The organism is Rahnella sp. CG8, from assembly GCF_023701875.1.
Taxonomy (GTDB): Bacteria; Pseudomonadota; Gammaproteobacteria; order Enterobacterales; family Enterobacteriaceae; genus Rahnella; species Rahnella aceris.
Window position 1 is genome coordinate 1 of sequence record NZ_JABAED010000024.1, and the last position, 21,525, is coordinate 21,525.

The following is a 21,525-nucleotide window of genomic DNA, read 5'->3' on the forward strand; positions in this document are numbered from 1 at the left end:
GCATGATGATCCCCTTCAGAAAGAAAAACACCCTGTCAGCGTACCGCTCACAGGGTGGGGGTGACCATCTTATTAAGGGGTCCTGCCCTAAGGCAGAACCCCTTTTCACTTCCTTCCTTTCAGCTTCAGCTCACCGATACTTTCCGGCGGCGTTTATCGAGGTCTTTAATCAGCTTATTCACCTGCTCGTCGGCAAACATCTCTTCGAGCGTATGGGAGAGCTTACGGCGCCAGTTCGGATATTCATCGCTGGTACCGGGCACGTTAACCGGTGCGCCCATGTCCAGCCAGTCTTCCGGTTGCAGGCCGAGCAAGGCACAGGCACTGTCAGCGACGTAGCGTTGCAGACCACGGTTGAGTATTGGCGTCATTTCCATCAGTGCGGCTTTATGCCCGGTTTTCTTCGGGATGCAGCCGTAATGATGCAGACCATCAAGCAACCCCTGACGTGCGCGGGCGCGGTCGGCGTACAGCTCCTGTAAAACAGCCTCGTCGCGGTACAAACCGAGGGATTTTCCCAGCGCCAGATCGTCGCTTTGCCAGTAGCCGCGCAGCGTCGGCAGGTCGTGCGTAGTAATCGTGGCCATCGCCTGAACCGGATAGGACTGCGGCGCGCGGAAGTTATTTTCCTCGTCGCGCTCGAAATACAGCACTTTGTAGGAATACACGCCGCTTTCGCGCAGTTTGCTGACGATCTCGACCGGTACGGTGCCCAGGTCTTCGCCGATCACCATGCAACGGTGACGCTGGCTTTCCAGGGCTAAAATGGCCAGCAGATCATCCACCGGATATTGCACGTACGCACCTTTATCCGCCGTTTCACCCGCCGGGATCCACCACAGGCGCAGTAACGCCATCACATGATCGATGCGCAACGCGCCGCAACTGGTCATGTTGGAACGCAGAAGATCGATAAAAGGCTGATAGCCGCGCCTCACCATCACATGCGGATCCATCGGGCGCAGATCCCAGTTCTGACCGAGCGGGCCGAGAATATCCGGCGGTGCACCCACCGAAGCTTTCAGGCAATACAGCTCGCCGTCGCCCCAGGTTTCGGATCCGCCTGCCACCACGCCGACCGCCAGATCACGGTAAAGCCCCATCGGCATCTCGTGCCGCTGGCTGGTGTGATAACACTGCGTAAACTGGGTTTCCGCCAGCCATTGCAGCCACAGATAAAACTCCACATCCTGAGCATGTTGCTCGCAGAACGCCCGCACGGCCGGGCCACGGGCATCATGATATTTTTCAGGCCAGCGGTTCCAGCCAAGTGCCACATCACTTTCTTTCGCCAGATGCTCGTAAAGCGCATCAAACGCAGCCTGCAGATACAGGCTTTCACCGCCCTGTTTGACGAAGTTGCGCAGGGATTTCACCTGCGGATCCTGCGCCTTACGCCCCTGAAAATGTGCGTAAGCCAGCCGTAATCCTTCTAATTTCAGCGGCATAACGCTGGCGTAATCCACCCAGTCATTGGCGCGCACCGCCTGCAAACGTTGCTGCGTCAGCGGCTGATGCCACCACTGTTGCGCCGCATCGCTCTGCCGGAAATCATCTACCGCGCCGACGTCGATATAAATCACGTTTAGCCAGCGGCGGGATGACGGACTGTAAGGGCTGGCGGCCACCGGATTCGCCGGATACAGCGCGTGGATCGGATTAAGCCCGACAAACGCGCCGCCGCGTTCGGCGACGTTTTTCAGCATCAGATTGAGATCGCCAAAATCACCGATGCCCCAGTTATTTTCCGAGCGCAATGTATAAAGCTGCACGCAGGCGCCCCACAGTTTTTTACCGGCCAGCAGCGCATCCGGTTCGTAACAGCGTTTCGGCGCGACAATGACCCGACACTCCCACTGTTGCGCGTCCTGCGTCAACGTCAGCTGGTGATAACCGGCAGGAATTTTACCCGGGAGTGCCAGCGTCATTTTGCCGCTGATCCGCCCCTTTTGGGTCACGCCGCTTTCCAGTTTCAGAGTCCAGGCATATTCGCCTTCACCGCCGACCGGCAATGCCAGACGGCTGCCGGTGACAAACACTTTGACCGACGGCACCGGCGTGGCAACCGGGCGGCGGCTGCCCGCCACCCAGCCCATCGCCGATAACAGTTCACGCTTGGTCTCGGAAGCGATTGCCTGTTGTTTGCCGTGCGCATTAATAAAACCAGAAGCAATCCCCGCCTCCCTGGCGGCCTGCTCCAGTGCTTTGTTCTCCATGCGGGCTCCTTATCGCTTCGCCTGCCAGATCCGTTGCTGATAATCGCGGATCGAGCGGTCGGAACTGAACATCCCTACGCGGGCCGTGTTGAGGATAGTTTTACGGGTCCACTCGTCCTGGTCGCGATACAACGCGTCGACTTTTTGCTGTGCCGCGCAGTAATCGGCAAAGTCAGCCAGCACCAGATACGGGTCGCCGCCGCCCAGCAAACTGTCGAGCATCAGGCTGAAGGCCTGTTTGTCGCCATTGCTGAAGAAGCCGTTTTCCAGTTCTTTGAGGATCTTATCCAGGTGCTTGTCTTTCTTGCGAATTTTAAGCGGATCGTAGCCCTTCGCCTGCAAGGCTTTGACCTGATCGACGGTGTTACCAAAGATGAAGATATTGTCTTCCCCGACCTCTTCAGCAATCTCAACGTTCGCGCCGTCGAGTGTGCCGACGGTCAGCGCGCCGTTCAGTGCCAGTTTCATGTTGCCGGTGCCGGAAGCTTCTTTACCAGCGGTAGAAATTTGCTCGGAAACATCAGCCGCCGGGATCATCAGTTCAGCCACGGACACGCGGTAATCCGGAATAAACACCACTTTGATGCGGTCACGCACCAGCGGATCGTTATTCACTTTTTCCGCGACTTTGTTGATGGCATAGATGATGTTTTTCGCCAGGTAATAACCCGGTGCCGCTTTCGCGCCGAACAGGAACACACGCGGCACCAGGTCCATTTCCGGGTTATCACGCAACTGACGGTACAACGACAAAATGTGCAGCAGATTCAGATGCTGGCGTTTGTATTCATGCAGACGTTTGATCTGTACGTCGAAAATGGCATCAGGGTTGAGGGTCAGCCCCATCACCTGTTTCACGTAATGCGCCAGTTTGATTTTGTTCTCACGCTTAATGGCCTGATAACGCTGACGGAATTTTTTATTATCCGCAGAACTTTCCAGCCCTTTCAGCGCGTCCAGGTCATTCACCCATTCGGTTTTCAGGGTGTCATCAATCAGCGATGACAGCGCCGGGTTACACTGTTTCAGCCAGCGGCGCGGTGTGATGCCGTTGGTCACGTTGTGGAATTTATTCGGCCATAACAGGTGATATTCCGGGAACAGGTCTTTGACCACCAGTTCGGAATGCAACGCCGCCACGCCGTTCACCGCAAAACCACTGACCACGCACAGATTTGCCATCCGTACTTGTTTGTTCTGATGGACAGACAGTTTTTCCCAGACGGCTTTGTCACCCGGCCACTGTTTTTCGACCACTTTTTTGAAGCGGGCGTTGATGGCTTTGATCAGCGAGAAATGGCGCGGCAGCAGGCTGCGCACCAGTTTTTCATCCCAGCACTCCAGCGCTTCCGGCATCAGCGTGTGGTTGGTGTACGCGAACGTCTGGCGGGTGATCGCCCAGGCGGCGTCCCATTCAAGCTGGTGTTCGTCGAGCAAAATACGCAACAGTTCAGGAATGGCAATGGTCGGGTGCGTGTCATTGAGCTGAATGACTTCAAATTTCGGTAAATCCTCAATTTTACGGCCAAGGAAGTGATGGCGGCGCAGGATATCGGCCACCGAGCAGGCGCACTGGAAATACTGCTGCATCAGGCGAAGGCGTTTACCAGCGTCGTGATTGTCATTCGGATACAGCACTTTGGTGAGTTTTGCCGCATCAATGCCTTTTTGCTCGGCTTTAAGAAATTCACCGTCATTGAACAGCGTCAGATCGAACGGATGCACGTCAGTGGCCTGCCACAGGCGCAGCGGCTGGGTAACGCCATTTTTGTACCCGACCACCGGCAGATCCCAGGCTTCACCGCGCAGGGTAAACGCCGGATGCCACTGTTCAGCGCCCTTTTCGTTTTTTGTCAGTTTGCCACCAAACGCCACATCGACGGACAGTGAGCTGTTGTGGCTGAACCACGGATAGCATTCGCGATGCCAGTTATCCGGCGCTTCCTGTTGTTTGCCTTCGCTGAACGACTGGCGGAAAAGACCGTACTGATAGTTCAGACCGTAGCCGGTCGCCGGTTGCCCGACGGTCGCCATGGAATCGAGGAAACAGGCAGCCAGACGGCCTAATCCGCCATTGCCCAGCGCCGGATCGGTTTCCTGCTCCAGTACGTCGGCCAGCTCGACACCCTGCTCTTTCAGCGCCTGACTGACCGTGTCGTACCAGCCGAGATTGATCAGATTATTCGCGGTCAGGCGCCCGATCAGGAATTCCATCGAAATATAGTTAACGTGCCGTTGCGGCTGTTTCGCCGCCGCCGGTGCCGGTTGCGCGCTCAGTTGTTCAGATAATGCGGCACTGGTGGCCTGCCACCACTGGTGCGGTGTCATATCCTGTGCCTGCTGCAAACCGAACCCTTGCCACTGGCGTTTCAGCGCGGCTAAAAACTGCGTCTTATCTAAAGTCACCTGCATCACATGCCTCTTTATCCGGAAATTTGTAGGGAAAGTCTGGTGTTGATTATCACTATGCTGACGCGTATGTCGGTGAGCGGCATCCTCCCGTAAAAGATTAGGCAGGGAGGAGAAACGGGGCGTAGCCGGAGGAGACGGAGGTTCAGGGCAGATGCCTGAAAATTTGTATTAAGAAGTGTGATGCAGAGCAACTTAACGGCATGTAAAAACGTAACATTCTTGCAATCAATGTTTCAAAGGAGGACTTTAGAAAAAGTGATTAATTACACGCTGTGAAATAAATAACGTCCCCTCTGTCCTTCTGTCAAAAGAATCGAAAAAAATGCTGATCCCTTCAAAATTGAGCCGCCCGGTGCGGCAGCAAAATACAGTGGTTCGGGAACGTCTGCTGACGAAGCTCTCGACTGCGCCAAATTATCGTCTGACCCTGGTCGCCAGTCCGGCGGGTTATGGGAAAACGACGCTGGTGGCGCACTGGGCTGCAGGTAAAAGCGATCTGGGCTGGTATTCTCTTGATGAAAGCGACAATCAGCCGGAGCGCTTTGCCAGCTATCTGATTGCTGCTGTACAGCAGGCCTGCGGCGGGCATTGCATCAAAAGCGAAGCGCTGAGTCTCAAGCATCAGTACGCCAGTTTACCTGCGCTGTTTGCCCAGCTTTTTGTGGAGCTTTCCGACTGGCACAGCCCGCTGCTGCTGGTGATCGACGATTACCATCTGATTTCCAATGACGCCATTCATGAAGGGATGCGTTTTTTCCTGCGCCATCAGCCGGAAAACCTGTCACTGGTGGTGCTTTCACGCACCCTGCCACCGCTGGGCATCGCCAATATGCGTGTGCGGGATCAACTGCTGGAACTCAACGCCTCGCATCTGGCCTTTACGCATCCGGAAACACAGCAATTTTTCGACAACCGGCTGAAAGACCCGATTGATCAGGCAGACAGCAGCCGGCTGTGCGACGAAGTCGCGGGCTGGGCCACCGCCTTGCAACTGATTGCGTTATCGGCGCGGCAGTCTTCTCACCCTTCACAGCATTCGACGCAGCAGTCCGCACGCAAACTGGCCGGGCTGAATGCCAGCCATCTTTCTGAATATCTGGTGGATGAAGTGCTGGATCGCGTTGATGCCCCGACGCGTGATTTTCTCCTGCGCTGCTCGCTGTTGCGCTCAATGAACGATGCGCTGATTGTGCGCCTGACCGGCAGCGAAAATGGTCAGCAACGGCTGGAAGAACTGGAACGTCAGGGATTATTCATCAACCGTATGGATGACAGCGGCGAATGGTTTAACTTCCACCCGCTGTTTGCCACATTCCTGCGTCAGCGTTGTCAGTGGGAACTGGCATCTGAGCTGCCTGCCATTCATCGCGCTGCCGCCGAAGGCTGGCTGGCACAAGGTTTTCCGGCCGAAGCCATTCATCATGCGCTGGGTGCCGAAGACACCAATCTGCTGCGCGATATTCTGCTGCAACATGCCTGGGCCCTGTTTAATCAAAGCGAGCTGGCGTTGCTGGAAGAATGTCTTGCCGCTCTGCCTTATGACCGGCTGATTCAGAATCCTAAACTGGTGTTGTTGCAGGCATGGCTCGCACAAAGTCAGCACCGTTATGCTGAAGTCGAGGTGTTGCTGGCCCGCGCTGAAAGCGAAATGAAACAGCATAATATTGTGATGGAACAGGCACTGGCGGCCGAGTTTGATGCCCTGCGGGCACAGGTGGCTATCAACGACGGACGTCAGGATGAGGCGGAAAAACTGGCCACTGAGGCGCTGCGCTATCTGCCTTATGAAAGCTATTACAGCCGCATTGTGGCCACGTCCGTGACCGGTGAAATCCAGCACTGCAAAGGGGATCTCACCCGCGCACTGCCGCTGATGCAGCAGACCGAGCAAATCGCCCGCCGTTATGAAGCCTATCACTACGCCTTATGGGCGCTGCTGCAACAGAGTGAAATTCTGATTGCTCAGGGTTTTTTGCAGGCCGCGTTTGAGATGCAGGATCGCGCTTTTGAACTGGTGCGCGAACAGCATCTTGAACAGTTGCCGATGCACGAATTTTTATTGCGTTTACGTTCCCAGCTGCTGTGGTCATGGTCGCGGCTCGATGATGCAGAAGAAGCTGCGCGTGAAGGGCTTAATGTGCTGAGCAATTTCCAGCCACAACAGCAGTTGCAATGCCTGGCAATGCTGGCGAAATGTTCGCTGGCACGCGGTCAGCTCGACAACGCCCATCACCATTTACAGCGCTGTGAAGCGTTGCTGAAAACCGGTCAGTATCACATTGACTGGCTGACCAATACCGATAAGCCGCGGGTGATTTACTGGCAGATGATTGGCGATAAAAACGCTGCACGCCAGTGGCTGCAACAGGCGCGTAAACCGGACATGGCAGATAACCATTTCCAGCAAGGCCAGTGGCGAAATATTGCCCGCGTACAGATTTTGCTGGAACAGTTTGATGAAGCTGAAGTGGTGCTCGATGAACTGAATCAGAATGCCCGGCAGTTGCGCCTGACCAGCGATCTGAACCGCAATTTGCTGCTGAGTAACTTACTTTACTGGCAAACCGGGCGCAAAAGTGACGCCCAAAAAGCATTGATCGAAGCGCTGGCGCTGGCGAACCGTACCGGTTTTGTCAGTCATTTCGTCATCGAAGGGGAAATGATGGCGCAACAACTGCGCCAGTTGATCCAGCTTAATCTGCTACCGGAACTGGAACAGCGCCGCGCCCAGCAGATTTTGCGCGAAATTAACCAGCATCACCGTCACAAGTTTGCGCATTTCGACGAAGGCTTTGTGAACAAACTGCTGACCCATCCGCAAGTGCCGGAACTGATCCGTACCAGTCCGCTGACGCAGCGCGAGTGGCAGGTTCTGGGGCTGATTTACTCCGGCTACAGTAATGACCAGATTGCCGGTGAGCTGGACGTTGCATCAACGACCATCAAAACCCATATCCGTAATCTGTATCAGAAGCTGGGGGTTGCGCACCGGCAGGAAGCGGTGCAGCAGGCTCAGCACCTGTTACAAGTGATGGGTTACGGCGCGTAATTATCTCTTCAAAATACATCACGATTTCTCCACTTTTCATAACACATCGTCAAAATAAGTTGATGTGTTATGCCTATTTTTTATTAGCGAACATTTTTTACTCAAAAATAAAATCCGGTGATATAATGTGACCGTCGTCACATAATTGTAATTCACCATTTCTTCTGTAAAGCCCATTGCCCGCCCGTCGTAGCAGCCTTCCGGCTGATTTTGGCTTCGTGCAAGTGGCTGTAGTAAGTAAGGATTTTATCGATGGGTACATTAACTGCCGGGATTTTAATGATGCGCTGGGAATTGCTGAGCGCTTTTTTGATGTTCTGCACCAGTCAGCTTAATATTGTTTGTCGCCAGTCCAGCCGCAATACCATGGCATTCGTTTGCAGTGGTATCGGCCTCACCGTGACCTGTTTCTTTGTCATGAGCCTGATGGGCATGAGCTACAACGCCGTTGCCGTCGCGCAATTCTGGGCAAACACCAAAGACGTTTTCTTTGATGTCATGAGCAAAACCCCGACCGATATGTCTTACTACTATTAATCCGATTTCCTTAGCGGATATTCCAGATTATTAAAGGGCAGAACCGCATGTTCTGCCCTTTTTGTTATCCCGCGCTTTCCCCCCGTGTTACTTCTGATGATTATTTGTTCAGCCGGATGTCATGTAATCCTAAATATAAAAATTTGCGTGACGCATCGAATGTCTTTTTGTATCTATCATTCTGATTACCTGTAAATTGCGGGATGTACCGAAAGGTAAAAAGATATTGTGCTGGCGTCTAAACTATTCATTGCTAATAGTTGAAGGGACGTATTAGATTCTCACTCTATACTTTTCTTAGAATGATCATTGCTTTGTTTGCTTCAGGCTGCTGAATTTTCTCTGATTTGGCTCCCCTGCTTATGGTTGAAGGAATTCCGATGAATACGCATCACATGCTTGGCGCGTTAGTGTTACTGGTAAGTTCTGCTTCTTCTCTCGCCGTTGAAACAACGGGCATTCCTCAGGATCAGGTGAAAGAGCGCAACGCGTTCATTGCCGATTTGATGAAAAAAATGACCCTTGATGAAAAAATCGGTCAGCTGAATCTGGTCACTGTGGGGCCTGAGTACCAAAAAGAAGCCATCATGGCTGACATCCGCGCCGGTAAAGTCGGTGGCGTGTTTAACACGGTAACTAAGCCCGATATCCGCCGTATGCAGGATCAGGTGCAGTACAGCCGCCTGAAAATTCCTCCGTTTTATGCCTATGACGTGGTGCATGGGCAGCGCACGATTTTCCCTATCAGCCTCGGTCTGGCGGCGAGCTGGGATATGCAGGCGGTGGCGACCAGCGCACGTATTTCAGCCCAGGAAACGGCAGCCGATGGCCTGAACATGACGTTCTCACCGATGGTCGATATCACCCGTGATCCGCGCTGGGGCCGTGTTTCTGAAGGTTTCGGCGAAGATACCTATCTGACCTCGCGCCTCGCGCATGAAATGGTTACCGGTTATCAGGGCAAAGATCCGTCTGCCCCTGACGCCGTCATGGCAAACGTCAAACACTATGCGTTGTACGGTGCTGTCGAAGGCGGCCGCGAATACAACACTGTGGACATGAGCCTGACCCGCATGTTCAACGATTACATGCCACCTTATAAAGCGGCAGTCGATGCGGGTGCCGGCGGTGTGATGGTGGCACTGAACAGCGTTAACGGTATTCCTGCCACCTCGAATACCTGGCTGCTGAAAGATATTCTGCGCGATGACTGGCAGTTCAAGGGCCTGACTGTCAGCGACCACGGCGCCATTGGCGGGCTGGTCAAACATGGCGTAGCCGAAGACGATCGTCAGGCGGCCGCGATGGCGCTGAAAGCCGGTGTCGATATGGACATGGCTGACAATATGTACGGTAAGTACCTGAAAGGGTTACTTGCCGACGGCATGGTGAGCCAGAAAGACATTGACCGCGCCGTTCGCGATGTTCTGGCCGCGAAATGGGATATGGGGCTGTTTGTTGATGAATATCGTCATTTAGGCCCGCAGTCGAGCGATCCGGCTGACACCAACGCCGAAAGCCGTCTGCATCGCCAGGAGGCGCGCGAAGTGGCACGGACCTCGCTGGTGCTGTTGAAAAATAACAATCAAACGTTACCGTTAAACAAAAAAGGTACGATTGCCGTCGTTGGCGCGCTGGCTGACAGCAAGCGTGATGTGATGGGCAGTTGGTCGGCAGCCGGTAAGGCAGCGCAGGCAGTCACTGTGTTGCAGGGGATGAAAGATGTGCTCGGTGATAAAGGCACTATCCTCTATGCCCGCGGTGCCAACGTCACCAACGATCAGGCTCTGGTCGATTTCCTGAACTCTTACGAGAAACAGGTGATCAACGATCCACGCAAACCGCAGGATATGATCGACGAAGCGGTGAAAACAGCAGAAAAAGCTGACGTTGTGGTCGCCGTAGTCGGCGAAGCACAAGGCATGGCGCACGAAGCGTCCAGCCGTTCCGAAATTAACATTCCGCAAAGCCAGCGTGACCTGCTCAAGGCATTGAAAGCCACCGGTAAACCGCTGGTTGTCGTGTTAATGAATGGCCGTCCGCTGACCCTGTCGTGGGAAAACGAAATTTCTGATGCCATGCTGGAAACCTGGTTCAGCGGCACCGAAGGCGGACATGCGATTGCCGACGTTCTGTTTGGAGACTACAATCCATCAGGCAAACTGCCGATGACCTTCCCACGCTCAGTCGGGCAAATTCCTTTGTACAATAGCGTGCTCAATACCGGCCGTCCGTTTAATCCTCAGCATCCAGATAAATACACCACCCGTTATTTTGATATCACCAACGGCCCGCTGTTCCCGTTCGGTTATGGCCTGAGCTACACCAGCTTCGGTGTGTCTGACGTGAGTTTGTCATCCACCACGATGGATGCCGGACACCCGCTCACCGCCAGCGTGACGGTGAAAAACACCGGCAAAGTCAGCGGTGCGACGATCGTCCAGATGTACCTGCAGGATGTCACGGCATCGATCAGTCGTCCGGTTAAAGAGTTGAAGAATTTTGAGAAAATCAACCTGCAGCCAGGCGAAGAGAAAGTTGTTACCTTTACGATCACCGAAAAAGATTTACGCTTCTACAACGATAAATTGAAATGGGCTTCAGAGCCTGGAAAGTTCAATGTATTCGTGGGGTTAGATTCTCAGGATGTGAAACAAACCAGTTTCCTGCTGAAATAACTTTCCGGGCCTGACATCAGGCCCGGAAGAGAATCAAAAACCTTCTCTCTCAGGCGGTATTCCGGTAACGGAGACCGCCTGTTCTGAGCAGTAATTTCTGTCCGGTAACTGGATATATAACTGGCAGTGGCTAACCTTAAATTCAATGTGTTACGCCATTCCGCCCCTGTCCGTTTTTTTACGGAACGTGGCGAATGTGCTGAACAGAGTAAGCTCCGTCTGTGCTGACTGTCGCCCGTCGCCACACTGGCGGCGTATAGCGTTCTTTGCGGAGAAACATTCATGGTCGACTCTCAAGATGCTTCCCTCCTGTACCTGCACTTTGGTACACCACGCCCATATTGGCGACTGGGTTCAGACAGCAATGCCCTGGAGTTATCCGCAGAGAAAGGCGTCGTCAATATTGCTATCTCTCTGACGCAGTGGCAGGCAGGGAAAATAAGGCAACTCACCGGGATCACCTCGAGTTTTACCCTGGATATCACGCTATTCGGATCCCCTGCGCGTTTGTATCTTGTCGGGCGAAAAATCGACAGTAAAGCCTGGGCCGGTACGGCATCCGCCTATCAGGACACTGAGTCTGTCGCCCATGACCTTGAAGTCGGTCTGACCTTTGCTGAGCAGGTGGTTTCTGAAGCCAACTCCGTGATCGTGATTATCGATCAGGAAGGCAAAATCCATCGTTTTAACCGTCTGAGCGAGGAATATACCGGCCTGCGCGAAGAAGATGTTATCGGACGCAGCGCCTATGACCTTTTTATGTCGATGGAAGAAGGCCTGGCCTCACGTCAGAATATCAATGGTTTTTTCCAGCATCAGCAATCTTATGAAGTGGAACGCTGGATCAACACCGTCAAAGGCCAGCGCCTGTTCCTGTTTCGCAATAAATTCGTCCACAGCGGCAGCGGCAAACAGCAAAAATATCTGATTTGCTCCGGCTCTGACATCACTGACGAACGCAAGGCGCAGGAGCGTTTGCGCGTGCTGGCAAATACTGATCTGGTCACCGGTTTCGCTAACCGTAATGCCTTGCAGGAGTCCCTTGCCCGAGCACTTATCGAGCGTGGTGAAAACAACGTCGGGCTGATTTATCTGGATCTGGATAACTTCAAAAAAGTTAACGACGCCTACGGACATATGTTTGGTGATCACCTGCTGCGCGCGGTGTCTGATGCCATTCAGGATTGCCTGTCGCCCAACGATAAACTGGCGCGGCTCGGCGGGGATGAATTCATTATTCTCAGCACGCATGCTGAAATAAAAGCGCTGGAAGCGCTGAGTCAGCGCGTTTTGCGCAGGCTCAGTTTGCCATTCCGCATCGGGCTGATTGAAGTGTATACCGGCTGTTCAGCAGGTATCGCGATTTGCCCGGAACACGGTACCGACGGCGATATACTGTTGCAAAACGCCGATACTGCCATGTATGCAGCCAAGGAAAAGGGCAAAAATGTACACTGTGTTTTCTCACCAGAGATGAATGAGAAAGCCTCTGAATACATGTGGTTAGATACACATTTACGCAAAGCCTTGTCTGAGAAAGATCAGCTGGTCTTACACTATCAGCCGAAAGTATCGCTTTACGGTACCGTGCAAAGCGTGGAGGCACTGCTGCGCTGGAATTCTCCGGAACGCGGTCTGATCCAACCTCAGAGCTTTATTCCCTATGCCGAAGAATCCGGTCTCATCACGCCAGTCGGTAAATGGGTGATCGAAACCGCCACCCGTCAGGCGACGGAATGGCAGAAAAAAGGGCTGAATTTGCGGGTGGCGGTAAACCTCTCCGGACGACAGCTTAACAATAGTTCATTCATCACGACGTTGTCGGATGCCATGAAAAATGCCGGCATGAAAGGCTGCCTGCTGGATTTCGAACTGACAGAAAGTTGCCTGGTGGAAGACGAAGGTGCAGCGATCACCATGATTAACCAGTTGCATAAACTGGGCGCACAGGTACATCTGGATGATTTCGGCACCGGTTATTCTTCACTGTCACAACTGGCGAGAATCCCCCTCGACTGCATCAAGCTGGATCAAAGCTTTATTCGTGGAATCAATGATAATCCGGTGTCTCAGGCGCTGGTACGGGCGATTGTGGCGGTGGCCAAAACGCTGCAACTGACGGTGGTGGCGGAAGGTGTGGAAACGGCGGAAGAAGAGAAGCTGATTGACGAAATCGGTGTGGACAGCAAACAGGGATTTTTATATGCCAAGCCAATGCCAGCAAATGAACTGGAGCACTGGCTTGAGGAAAAAATGATTGCTTCACCCAATGTTTTTAAACATAAAGCAAAACAGAAATAGCGCCAGTGACGGGCTGCTTCTGCCTGCTGCTAGCCGGTTTTACGCAATGACGCCGTATGCCGGTTTTGCAGCATGACCAGACGCTCCATATAACTCAGGTCTTTCTCCTCCAGCGTAAACGCTGCATCCACCCAATCCTCCGTAATATCCATCAGTTCTGAACGTGATAATTGCAGCACACGCTGACGTGCGCGGATCATCGCCCGGATGCCGTTGAGCTTTGGTCGCAAAACATCCATGAACGTTCGCGTGGCGGTGAATGCTTCCCCCGGCTGGAATAACACGTCCACCAGCCCGCGGCTTTCAAACCATTCGGCGGTATGCGACTCCCCGGTGGAAATCAGTTCCTCCGCCAGCTTCATCCCCGCTTTGCGTGATACCAGCGAATAACCGCCCATTCCCGGGAAAAGGTTAAATGCGATTTCAGGGAACCCCATCCGGGCGGTGTTCTGCGCCAGCACGTAATGGTGTGCCAGTGCGGCTTCAAAGCCGCCGCCCAGTGCCGTGCCTTCTATCATCGATAAACTGATCGCGCCTACATCAAAACCACGCGCGGCAGCGTGAACGCAATCCACGCAGGCTCTGGCGTAAGCACGTAACGCTTCGCGTTTATTATTGACGATGGAATCAACAAAGAAGCTCAGATCACCGCCGACATTATACATATTGGGCACCAAAGAGCCGGTGACCCAAAAATCAAAACGCAGACCGGATGCCTTCGCGGCATACATCAGCGTCATAATGTCTTCGATAAGCTCCTGATTAAAACAGGGACGTGGATAAGACCTGAGCATCATCCACATGACGTTACGCCCCTCTTCATAATAGGCTGCAATCTGGGACAAATGCCCGGCTTCGGTGAACGGGCGGCAGGCTGTATGGTCAATAAGATTCATAGTATATATCCAGGTTAGAATTGAATTTTTAGGGTGAAGCAACCCCAGCCTAGTCCAGCTCTAACCCGAACTGAATCGATTCGATATGGTTTTCTAAAAATAATCCTAACGACCACAATCTCTGAAAAAAATGTTAAAAATAAACAACCTGCAATAAGACCATTGTGTGTAAAAACAAAGAAATAGGTATTTCATCTGCTATCTTGTGCTGTTTTCCGGCGACAAAAGTCACCTCTGCCAATTAATAAACCGCGAGTAATAAGAAGCGTAATAGTTAATTAACGCTCAGCGAATTCCTCAGAGTGATACATATCACAGTCATTACACACTGACTTTCCAATTGTTCTGCCAGCAGCTAAATTGAATTCATCTCCTCCGACCACTTAAGAGAATTCCATGACTGAACGCGCTTCGCTTTTTTATCCGCACCTGCTGGCGCCGCTGGATTTAGGTTTTACCCAACTGAAAAATCGCGTGCTGATGGGTTCCATGCACACCGGGCTGGAAGAACGGGAGGACGGGCCGGAACGTCTGGCGGCCTTTTATGCAGAACGTGCCGCCGCAGGCGTCGGGCTGATTGTCACCGGCGGCATTTCCCCTAACGCGCAGGGCGTGGTTTATCAGGGCGGTTCAATTCTCGCTGAACAGGAACACATCACGCATCACCGCGTGGTGACTGACGCGGTGCATGCCGCTGGCGGCAAAATTGCCCTGCAGATCCTTCACGCCGGACGTTACAGTTATCAGCCCCACCCCGTCGCGCCTTCAGCGCTTCAGGCGCCGATCAACCGCTTTACACCTCACGCCCTCAGCGAGGCAGAAATCTACTCCACACTGGCGGATTTCGCCCGCTGCGCGCAGCTTGCCAAAGAGTCGGGTTATGACGGCGTGGAAATCATGGGCTCCGAAGGCTATCTGATAAACCAGTTCCTCACCGCGCGCACCAATCAGCGCACGGACAACTGGGGCGGTTCTGCCGATAACCGCATGCGGTTTGCCACCGAAGCCGTGCGCCGCGTGCGCGAAACCTGTGGCCGGGAATTCATCATCATTTATCGCTTATCCATGCTGGATCTGGTCGAAGAAGGCTCGGACTGGAATGAAGTCGAAATGCTGGCGCAGCGCATCGAACAGGCAGGCGCGAGCATTATCAACACCGGTATTGGCTGGCATGAAGCGCGCATTCCGACCATAGCCACCATGGTGCCCCGCGCGGCGTTCATCTGGGTGACGCAAAAACTGATGGGCAAAGTGGGGATTCCGCTGATTACCACTAACCGCATTAACGACCCTGACGTGGCGGAGAAAATTCTCGCCGAAGGTTGTGCGGATATGGTGTCGATGGCACGCCCGTTTCTTGCCGATCCTGCGTTTGTCGAAAAAGCCGCGCAGGGACGTGCTGATGAAATCAACACCTGCATCGGCTGTAATCAGGCCTGTCTGGATCAGATATTCGCCGGTGAAGTCACTTCCTGTCTGGTCAATCCGCGCGCCTGCCGTGAAACGCAGTTACCGGTTACCCGTGCGGAAATCACCAAACATCTGGCCGTTGTCGGCTCGGGGCCAGCCGGGCTGGCGTTTGCCACTACCGCCGCCAGCCGCGGGCATCACGTCACATTATTTGATGCACACAATGAAATCGGCGGGCAATTTAATGTCGCCAAACAGATCCCCGGCAAAGAAGAGTTTTATCAGACGCTGCGTTACTACTCGCGCCAGCTGACATTACTGGGCGTAACGCTGCGCCTGGGCGAAACCGTCAGCGCCAGCCAGTTAACGGGTTATGACGAAGTGATCCTCGCCTGTGGTATTTCACCGCGCCTGCCGGATATTGCGGGCATTGATCATCCGATCGTGCTGACCTATCTCGACGTACTGCGGGATAAAAAACCGGTCGGACAGCGCGTCGCCATTATTGGCGCGGGCGGCATTGGTTTTGATACCGCCGAATACCTGATCCACACCGGCCCGTCATCGAGCCTCAGCACTCAGGCTTTCAGCCACGAATGGGGGATCGACCAGAGCCTGACGCACCGTGGCGGTCTGGCACCACTTGGGCCACAGCCCGAACCTGCCGCGCGGGATATCGTTCTGCTGCAACGCAAAACCACCAAAGTCGGCGCAGGATTGGGGAAAACCACTGGCTGGATCCACCGCACCAGCCTGTTGCAGCGTGGCGTGAAAATGCAAAGTGGTGTCAGCTATGAACGCATCGACGACGCGGGGCTGCACCTGATCATGAACGGTGAACCGGTATGTCTGGAAGTGGATAACGTGATTATCTGCGCCGGACAGGAACCGCAGCGCGCGCTGTATCAGCCGTTACAGGAGGCCGGAAAAATCGTACACCTGATTGGCGGTGCCGACGTCGCCGTCGAACTCGATGCGCGTCGCGCTATCGATCAGGGCACACGGCTGGCACTGAAAATTTAGAAAACTATTTCAGAAACCGACAGACGAAAAAAAAGCCGCGATAAGCGGCTTTTTCATTTCAGCACTTCAGACTAATTCAGCTATCAATGATGTGCAGCTGTTTTCACGGCACGTAAAATCACGAATTTCTGATTGGTGGCGATCGTCGTGCAGTTGCCGAACAGGCGACGCAGCTTCTGGTAGTAATCCAGATGACGGTTGCCGACGATACGCAGCTCGCCGCCGGTTTGCAGGCAGCGTTTGGCATCGCAGAACATGCGCCACGCGGTGTCATCGCTGATGACCGTGCCCTGATGGAACGGCGGGTTACACAGCACGGCGTGCAGTGTTTCGCGCTCGACACCGGCCAGCATGTTGTTCACTTCGAAATGACAGCGGCTGACATCCTGCGGCAAATTGTTTTCGACGTTAATACGGCTCGACTCTACCGCCATATAAGATTCATCGACGAACAGCATTTCCGCATCCGGGTTCAGCGCCAGTGCGGTCATGCCGATCACACCGTTACCACAGCCCAGATCCGCCATGCGCCCTTCAATGCCTTCCGGCAGATGTTGCATGAAAAAGCGAGCGCCGACATCCAGACCGCCGCGTGAGAACACGTTCGCGTGGTTGGAAATACGGAATTCACTGTCATCCAGCGCCCACTCAGAAATCACCGGCTCTGCGGTTTGCGCAGGCAAGGTGGCTTCACAATGGATCAGACGGGCTTTTTTCCACGCCAGACTGGTTTTGGTCGGTCCGAGGATTTTCTCGAACAGTTGCAACGTTGACGTGTGAATATCACGGGCTTTCGCGCCGGCGATAATCTGCGTGTCCGGCGTCACCACTTCACGCAGCGCCAGCAGTTGTTGTTCCAGCAGTGCCAGCGTTTTTGGCACTTTGATGATCACCAGACCCGGATTGATCGGCAACGGCACCAGGCTGCTTTGCGCCGCCACGCTGTCTTCGTCAAAACCGTTAAGGCGCAGGTTGTGGCGCATCGCCAGCTGACTCATGAAGGAGTCGTTGACGCTGGTCGGGTTGTGCGGCTGCAAGGCGCAGGCCAGCGTGCCGAAAGCATCGTTGAAAATCAGCAGCGGACGGCCGTTGAGCGCGTCGGTGTTCAGGTTTTGCAGCAGATATTCATCGGCCGCTTCCCATGCCTGTAACTGCGTTGCCGCTTCTTCCAGCGGATAACGTTCCAGACGCAGTTGCAATAACTGACCACCGGTTTCGGTTTCAAATTGGCTCATTGGCCCTCCTCATATTCAATTTGCGCTGTTTATCCCTTAATTTGGTCTATCAGTAAAACGTTTTTTCAGTTAAAAAGGGGTTTATCTGCCGGATCGACGCGATCGTGGTAAAAACCCCGCACCCCGTTTCGGCATCTTTTCCCCGGCAATAAGAGATAAAGCAAACAGTTATGCCTGAATTGACCTATCTGCAAGGCTATCCGGAGTCGCTTCAGGCTCAGGTGCGTCAGTTAATCGACCAGGAACGTTTAGGTAAAGTCTTGCTGACGCGATATCCCGAACCGCACGAGCTGACCACTGACAAATCGCTCTATCAGTATACGCTGGACCTGAAAAATCAGTTTTTGCGCAGTTCATCGCCGTTAAGCAAAGTGGCTTACGACAATAAAATCCACGTGATGAAGCACGCGCTGGGGCTGCATACGGCAATATCCCGTATTCAGGGCGGCAAGCTGAAAGCCAAAGCGGAAATCCGCGTGGCAACGGTGTTTAAAAGCGCGCCGGAAGCGTTTCTGAAAATGATCGTGGTGCATGAACTCGCGCACCTGAAAGAAAAAGAACACAACAAAGCATTCTACAGCCTGTGCTGTCATATGACGCCCGACTATCATCAGTTAGAATTCGACACGCGCATGTATCTGACGCATCTGGAAATATTCGGTAAGTTGTATCAATAATAGTTAACTATAGGGATTTCTCATGATTCGTATTGGCGTTGTGGGCACCAACTGGATCACCCAGCGTTTTATTGATGCCGCCCACGAGAGCGGTAAAATGAAGCTGACCGCGATTTATTCCCGCACGCTGGAAGGCGCTAAAAAGCTCGGCGAGGATTATCCGGTTGAACATTACTTTGATTCCCTTGAAGCAATGGCCGCCTCTGATCTGATTGATGCGGTCTATATTGCCAGCCCGAACTCCCTGCATTACCGGCAGTCGCTGTTGTTCCTCAGCAATAAAAAACACGTGATTTGCGAAAAGCCGCTGGCTTCCAATCTGCGTGAAGCGGAAAGCCTGATCGCCTGCGCAAAAGAAAACAACGTAGTGCTGTTCGAGGCGTTTAAGACCGCGTATCTGCCCAACTTCCTGCACATGAAAGGCGCGCTGAACCGCATCGGTAAACTGCGTAAGGCCATTCTGAATTACTGCCAGTATTCCTCACGTTATCCGCGCTATCTGGCCGGTGAAAACCCGAATACCTTTAACCCGGCGTTTTCCAATGGCTCGATCATGGATATCGGTTATTACTGTCTGGCGAGTGCTATTTCGTTGTTTGGCGAACCGGAATCGGTGGAAGCCACGGCAACCCTGCTGGAAAGCGGCGTTGACGGTCAGGGCACGGTGATCTTGTCTTATGCGGATGATTTCGAAGTGGTTATCAACCATTCCAAAATCAGCGACTCCCTGTTACCCAGTGAGATCCAGGGCGAAGACGGCACCTTGCAGATGGAAAAACTGTCTGAATGCCAGACGCTCAGCCTGACGCCACGCGGCAGCCAGAAGCTGGATCTGACGCAGCCCCAGCACATCAACACCATGCTGTATGAAGCAGAAACTTTTGCGATTCTGGTCGACAGCCAGTTTGTCGCGCACCCCGGGCTGGAAGTCTCGCGTATCACGGCCAAAGTGCTGACGGAAATCCGTCGTCAGACCGGCGTGGTATTCCCGGCCGATAACCAGCCTTAATATTAAGTAAAAATCGGGAGTAACAGATGATTGCACCCAGCCAGAAATCGCTGTTGATTTTACAGACTGGCCACGCGCCGGAACCTATCCGCCGTGCGCACGATAACTTTCCGCAGATGTTTATCCGTCAGGGCGATATCGACGCGCAGCAGGTGGTGATTGTGGATTTGCAGGCGGGTGAACGCCCGCTGCCGCCGGAAAACTATTGCGGTGCGATCATTACCGGTTCGCGCAGCATGGTCACCGAGCATCTGGCGTGGAGCGAAGAAGCGGCGGACTGGGTGCGGCTGGGCATGTTGCAGGAATTACCCATGTTTGGTGCCTGCTACGGTCATCAGCTGATGGCATACGCGCTGGGTGGCGAGGTGGATTACCATCCGCAAGGCATTGAAGTCGGTACGCACGAGGTGACGCTGACGCCGGACGGGCATCTTGATCCGCTGGTGTCGCAGCTTCCCGCACAGTTCGCAGCCAATCTGATCCACCTGCAAACCGTCATTACGCCGCCTGCGACAGCGACGGTGCTGGCGAAAACGCGGCACGATCCGCATCAGATCCTGCGCTACGGCCCGAATGCCATCAGCACGCAGTTCCATCCGGAATTCAGTCTGGCGGTAATGAAAACGTATCTGTCATGGCTGGGCTCTATCGCCGAAGACGATACGATAGATTTTGCGCATCAGGCTCAGCAACTTAGCGAAACACCCCTCAGCCGTAGCCTGCTGCTGGCCTTCGTCGGCGCACTCGGCAAACGTCAGGCACTGGCGGGTTAATGCTCCATAATGTTTCTGAATGTTTGACACCGGACACATTTTGCATTAATTTGCGAACTGCAAAGGGGAGTAACTTCTTCGTCGGATAATCGTCATTACGGTGTCTGGACCCGCGCTCATGCAGCGCCGTCTCAGCCACCCGGTTACCGGGGCAAAGATAAGCATTCACAAGATGAATACTTATCTTTGTAAGTGAGACCTTGCCGGAAGGCGAGGTTTGCTCACAGCTCAAAAAATGAGCGGCTAACGTCTTCCGACGCTGGCCGTTTTTTTTTGATGTTTTTTCGAGGATATCGCAATGATGAACTCCGTAGGCAACCCGATGTTGTGGGGCTCCTTTGCCGTGGTAGTGATAATTATGCTCGCGTTCGACCTGCTGTTGCAGGGTCGAAAAGGCGCGCAAACCATGAGTATGAAAAGTGCCGCGATGTGGTCGCTGGTGTGGATAGGCCTGTCGTTGCTGTTCAACTTCGGCTTCTGGTGGTATCTCAACGGCGAGTTTGGCCGTGAAGTGGCCGACGCCAAGGCCACCATGTTCCTGACCGGCTATCTGCTGGAAAAAGCGCTGGCGGTGGATAACGTCTTCGTCTGGCTGATCCTGTTCAGTTACTTCTCTATTCCTGCCAGCCTGCAACGCCGCGTACTGGTCTACGGCGTGCTCGGCGCCATCGTCCTGCGTACCGGCATGATTTTCGCCGGTAGCTGGCTGGTGGGGCAATTTAGCTGGATTTTGTACGTGTTCGGCGCATTCCTGCTGTTCACCGGTATCAAGATGGCGCTGGCGAAAGAAGAAGACGGTGAGGTTGGCGAGAAGCCGATGATCCGCTGGCTGCGCAGCAAAATGCGCATGACCGATGAGTTGCAGGGTGAGAAGTTCTTTGTGCGCCGTAACGGTATTTTGTTCGCTACTCCGCTGTTGCTGGTGCTGATTATGGTGGAACTGAGCGACGTGATTTTCGCAGTCGACAGTATTCCGGCTATCTTTGCGGTAACCACCGACCCGTTCATCGTCCTGACCTCTAACCTGTTTGCGATCCTCGGCCTGCGCGCGATGTACTTCCTGCTGGCGGGCGTGGCAGAACGTTTCTCGATGCTGAAATACGGGCTGGCGGTGATCCTGATTTTCATCGGTATCAAAATGCTGCTGCTCGACGTGTTCCACATTCCGGTGGGGATTTCGCTGGGCGTGATTGCGTCGATTCTGATCATCACCCTGCTGATTAACACCTGGGTGAACCGTCGTAACGATCGCAAGAACAACGCGCAGTCGTAATATTTCGAACTGATTAATGCAAAGCGCGGCCGCTTC

The 21,525-nt window shown here is 53.6% G+C and carries 13 protein-coding genes; 9 read left to right on the plus strand and 4 right to left on the minus strand.

The window, feature by feature from the left end; genetic code table 11:
- Positions 1-125 precede the first annotated feature (125 nt).
- Both malQ and malP read right to left on the minus strand, forming a co-directional pair.
- A complete protein-coding gene (gene malQ / locus HGO41_RS19540; RefSeq protein ID WP_013573869.1) occupies positions 126-2,216 on the minus strand; it encodes a 4-alpha-glucanotransferase in 2,091 nt (696 codons plus the stop codon).
- A 9-nt stretch (positions 2,217-2,225) separates the two neighbouring features.
- Positions 2,226-4,628 (minus strand): maltodextrin phosphorylase, encoded by a 2,403-nt coding sequence (gene malP / locus HGO41_RS19545; protein ID WP_112197553.1) that lies wholly within the window; start codon positions 4,626-4,628, stop codon positions 2,226-2,228.
- 322 nt (positions 4,629-4,950) lie between these two features.
- Between malP and malT the strand changes: the two genes are divergently transcribed.
- From malT to pdeR, 4 genes are all read left to right on the plus strand, one after another.
- Positions 4,951-7,677 (plus strand): HTH-type transcriptional regulator MalT, encoded by a 2,727-nt coding sequence (gene malT, locus HGO41_RS19550; protein ID WP_013573867.1) that lies wholly within the window; start codon positions 4,951-4,953, stop codon positions 7,675-7,677.
- Positions 7,678-7,929: 252 nt separating this feature from the next.
- Positions 7,930-8,214, plus strand: a complete 285-nt coding sequence (locus HGO41_RS19555; RefSeq protein ID WP_013573866.1) for a YjcB family protein — start codon at positions 7,930-7,932, stop codon at positions 8,212-8,214.
- A gap of 380 nt (positions 8,215-8,594) precedes the next feature.
- Positions 8,595-10,892, plus strand: a complete 2,298-nt coding sequence (bglX, locus tag HGO41_RS19560) for a beta-glucosidase BglX (RefSeq protein ID WP_112152060.1) — start codon at positions 8,595-8,597, stop codon at positions 10,890-10,892.
- A 282-nt stretch (positions 10,893-11,174) separates the two neighbouring features.
- Positions 11,175-13,193 carry a cyclic di-GMP phosphodiesterase gene (gene pdeR, locus HGO41_RS19565; RefSeq protein WP_119261176.1) on the plus strand — a complete coding sequence of 673 codons (2,019 nt, stop codon included), beginning with the start codon at positions 11,175-11,177 and terminating at the stop codon, positions 13,191-13,193.
- 29 nt (positions 13,194-13,222) lie between these two features.
- Here the strand turns inward: pdeR and HGO41_RS19570 are convergent, their stop codons facing one another.
- Entirely contained in the window at positions 13,223-14,089 is an 867-nt protein-coding gene (locus tag HGO41_RS19570; protein WP_013573863.1) for a crotonase/enoyl-CoA hydratase family protein, read from the minus strand.
- A 396-nt stretch (positions 14,090-14,485) separates the two neighbouring features.
- On the opposite strand from HGO41_RS19570, the gene HGO41_RS19575 reads away from it, so the two are divergent.
- Entirely contained in the window at positions 14,486-16,522 is a 2,037-nt protein-coding gene (locus HGO41_RS19575) for an oxidoreductase (RefSeq protein WP_250981323.1), read from the plus strand.
- An 83-nt stretch (positions 16,523-16,605) separates the two neighbouring features.
- Here HGO41_RS19575 and rlmG read toward each other — a convergent pair whose 3' ends face one another.
- Entirely contained in the window at positions 16,606-17,757 is a 1,152-nt protein-coding gene (gene rlmG, locus HGO41_RS19580) for a 23S rRNA (guanine(1835)-N(2))-methyltransferase RlmG (protein WP_013573861.1), read from the minus strand.
- Positions 17,758-17,927: 170 nt separating this feature from the next.
- Between rlmG and HGO41_RS19585 the strand changes: the two genes are divergently transcribed.
- From HGO41_RS19585 to HGO41_RS19600, 4 genes are all read left to right on the plus strand, one after another.
- Positions 17,928-18,434 carry a M48 metallopeptidase family protein gene (locus tag HGO41_RS19585; protein WP_013573860.1) on the plus strand — a complete coding sequence of 169 codons (507 nt, stop codon included), beginning with the start codon at positions 17,928-17,930 and terminating at the stop codon, positions 18,432-18,434.
- A 22-nt stretch (positions 18,435-18,456) separates the two neighbouring features.
- Complete coding sequence (locus tag HGO41_RS19590; RefSeq protein WP_250981324.1) at positions 18,457-19,443, plus strand: Gfo/Idh/MocA family protein; 987 nt, start codon at positions 18,457-18,459, stop codon at positions 19,441-19,443.
- 26 nt (positions 19,444-19,469) lie between these two features.
- Positions 19,470-20,216: a glutamine amidotransferase gene (locus HGO41_RS19595; protein ID WP_013573858.1), complete on the plus strand. Its 747-nt coding sequence runs from the start codon at positions 19,470-19,472 to the stop codon at positions 20,214-20,216.
- 301 nt (positions 20,217-20,517) lie between these two features.
- Entirely contained in the window at positions 20,518-21,489 is a 972-nt protein-coding gene (locus HGO41_RS19600; protein WP_014411579.1) for a TerC family protein, read from the plus strand.
- The last annotated feature ends 36 nt before the right edge of the window (positions 21,490-21,525 follow it).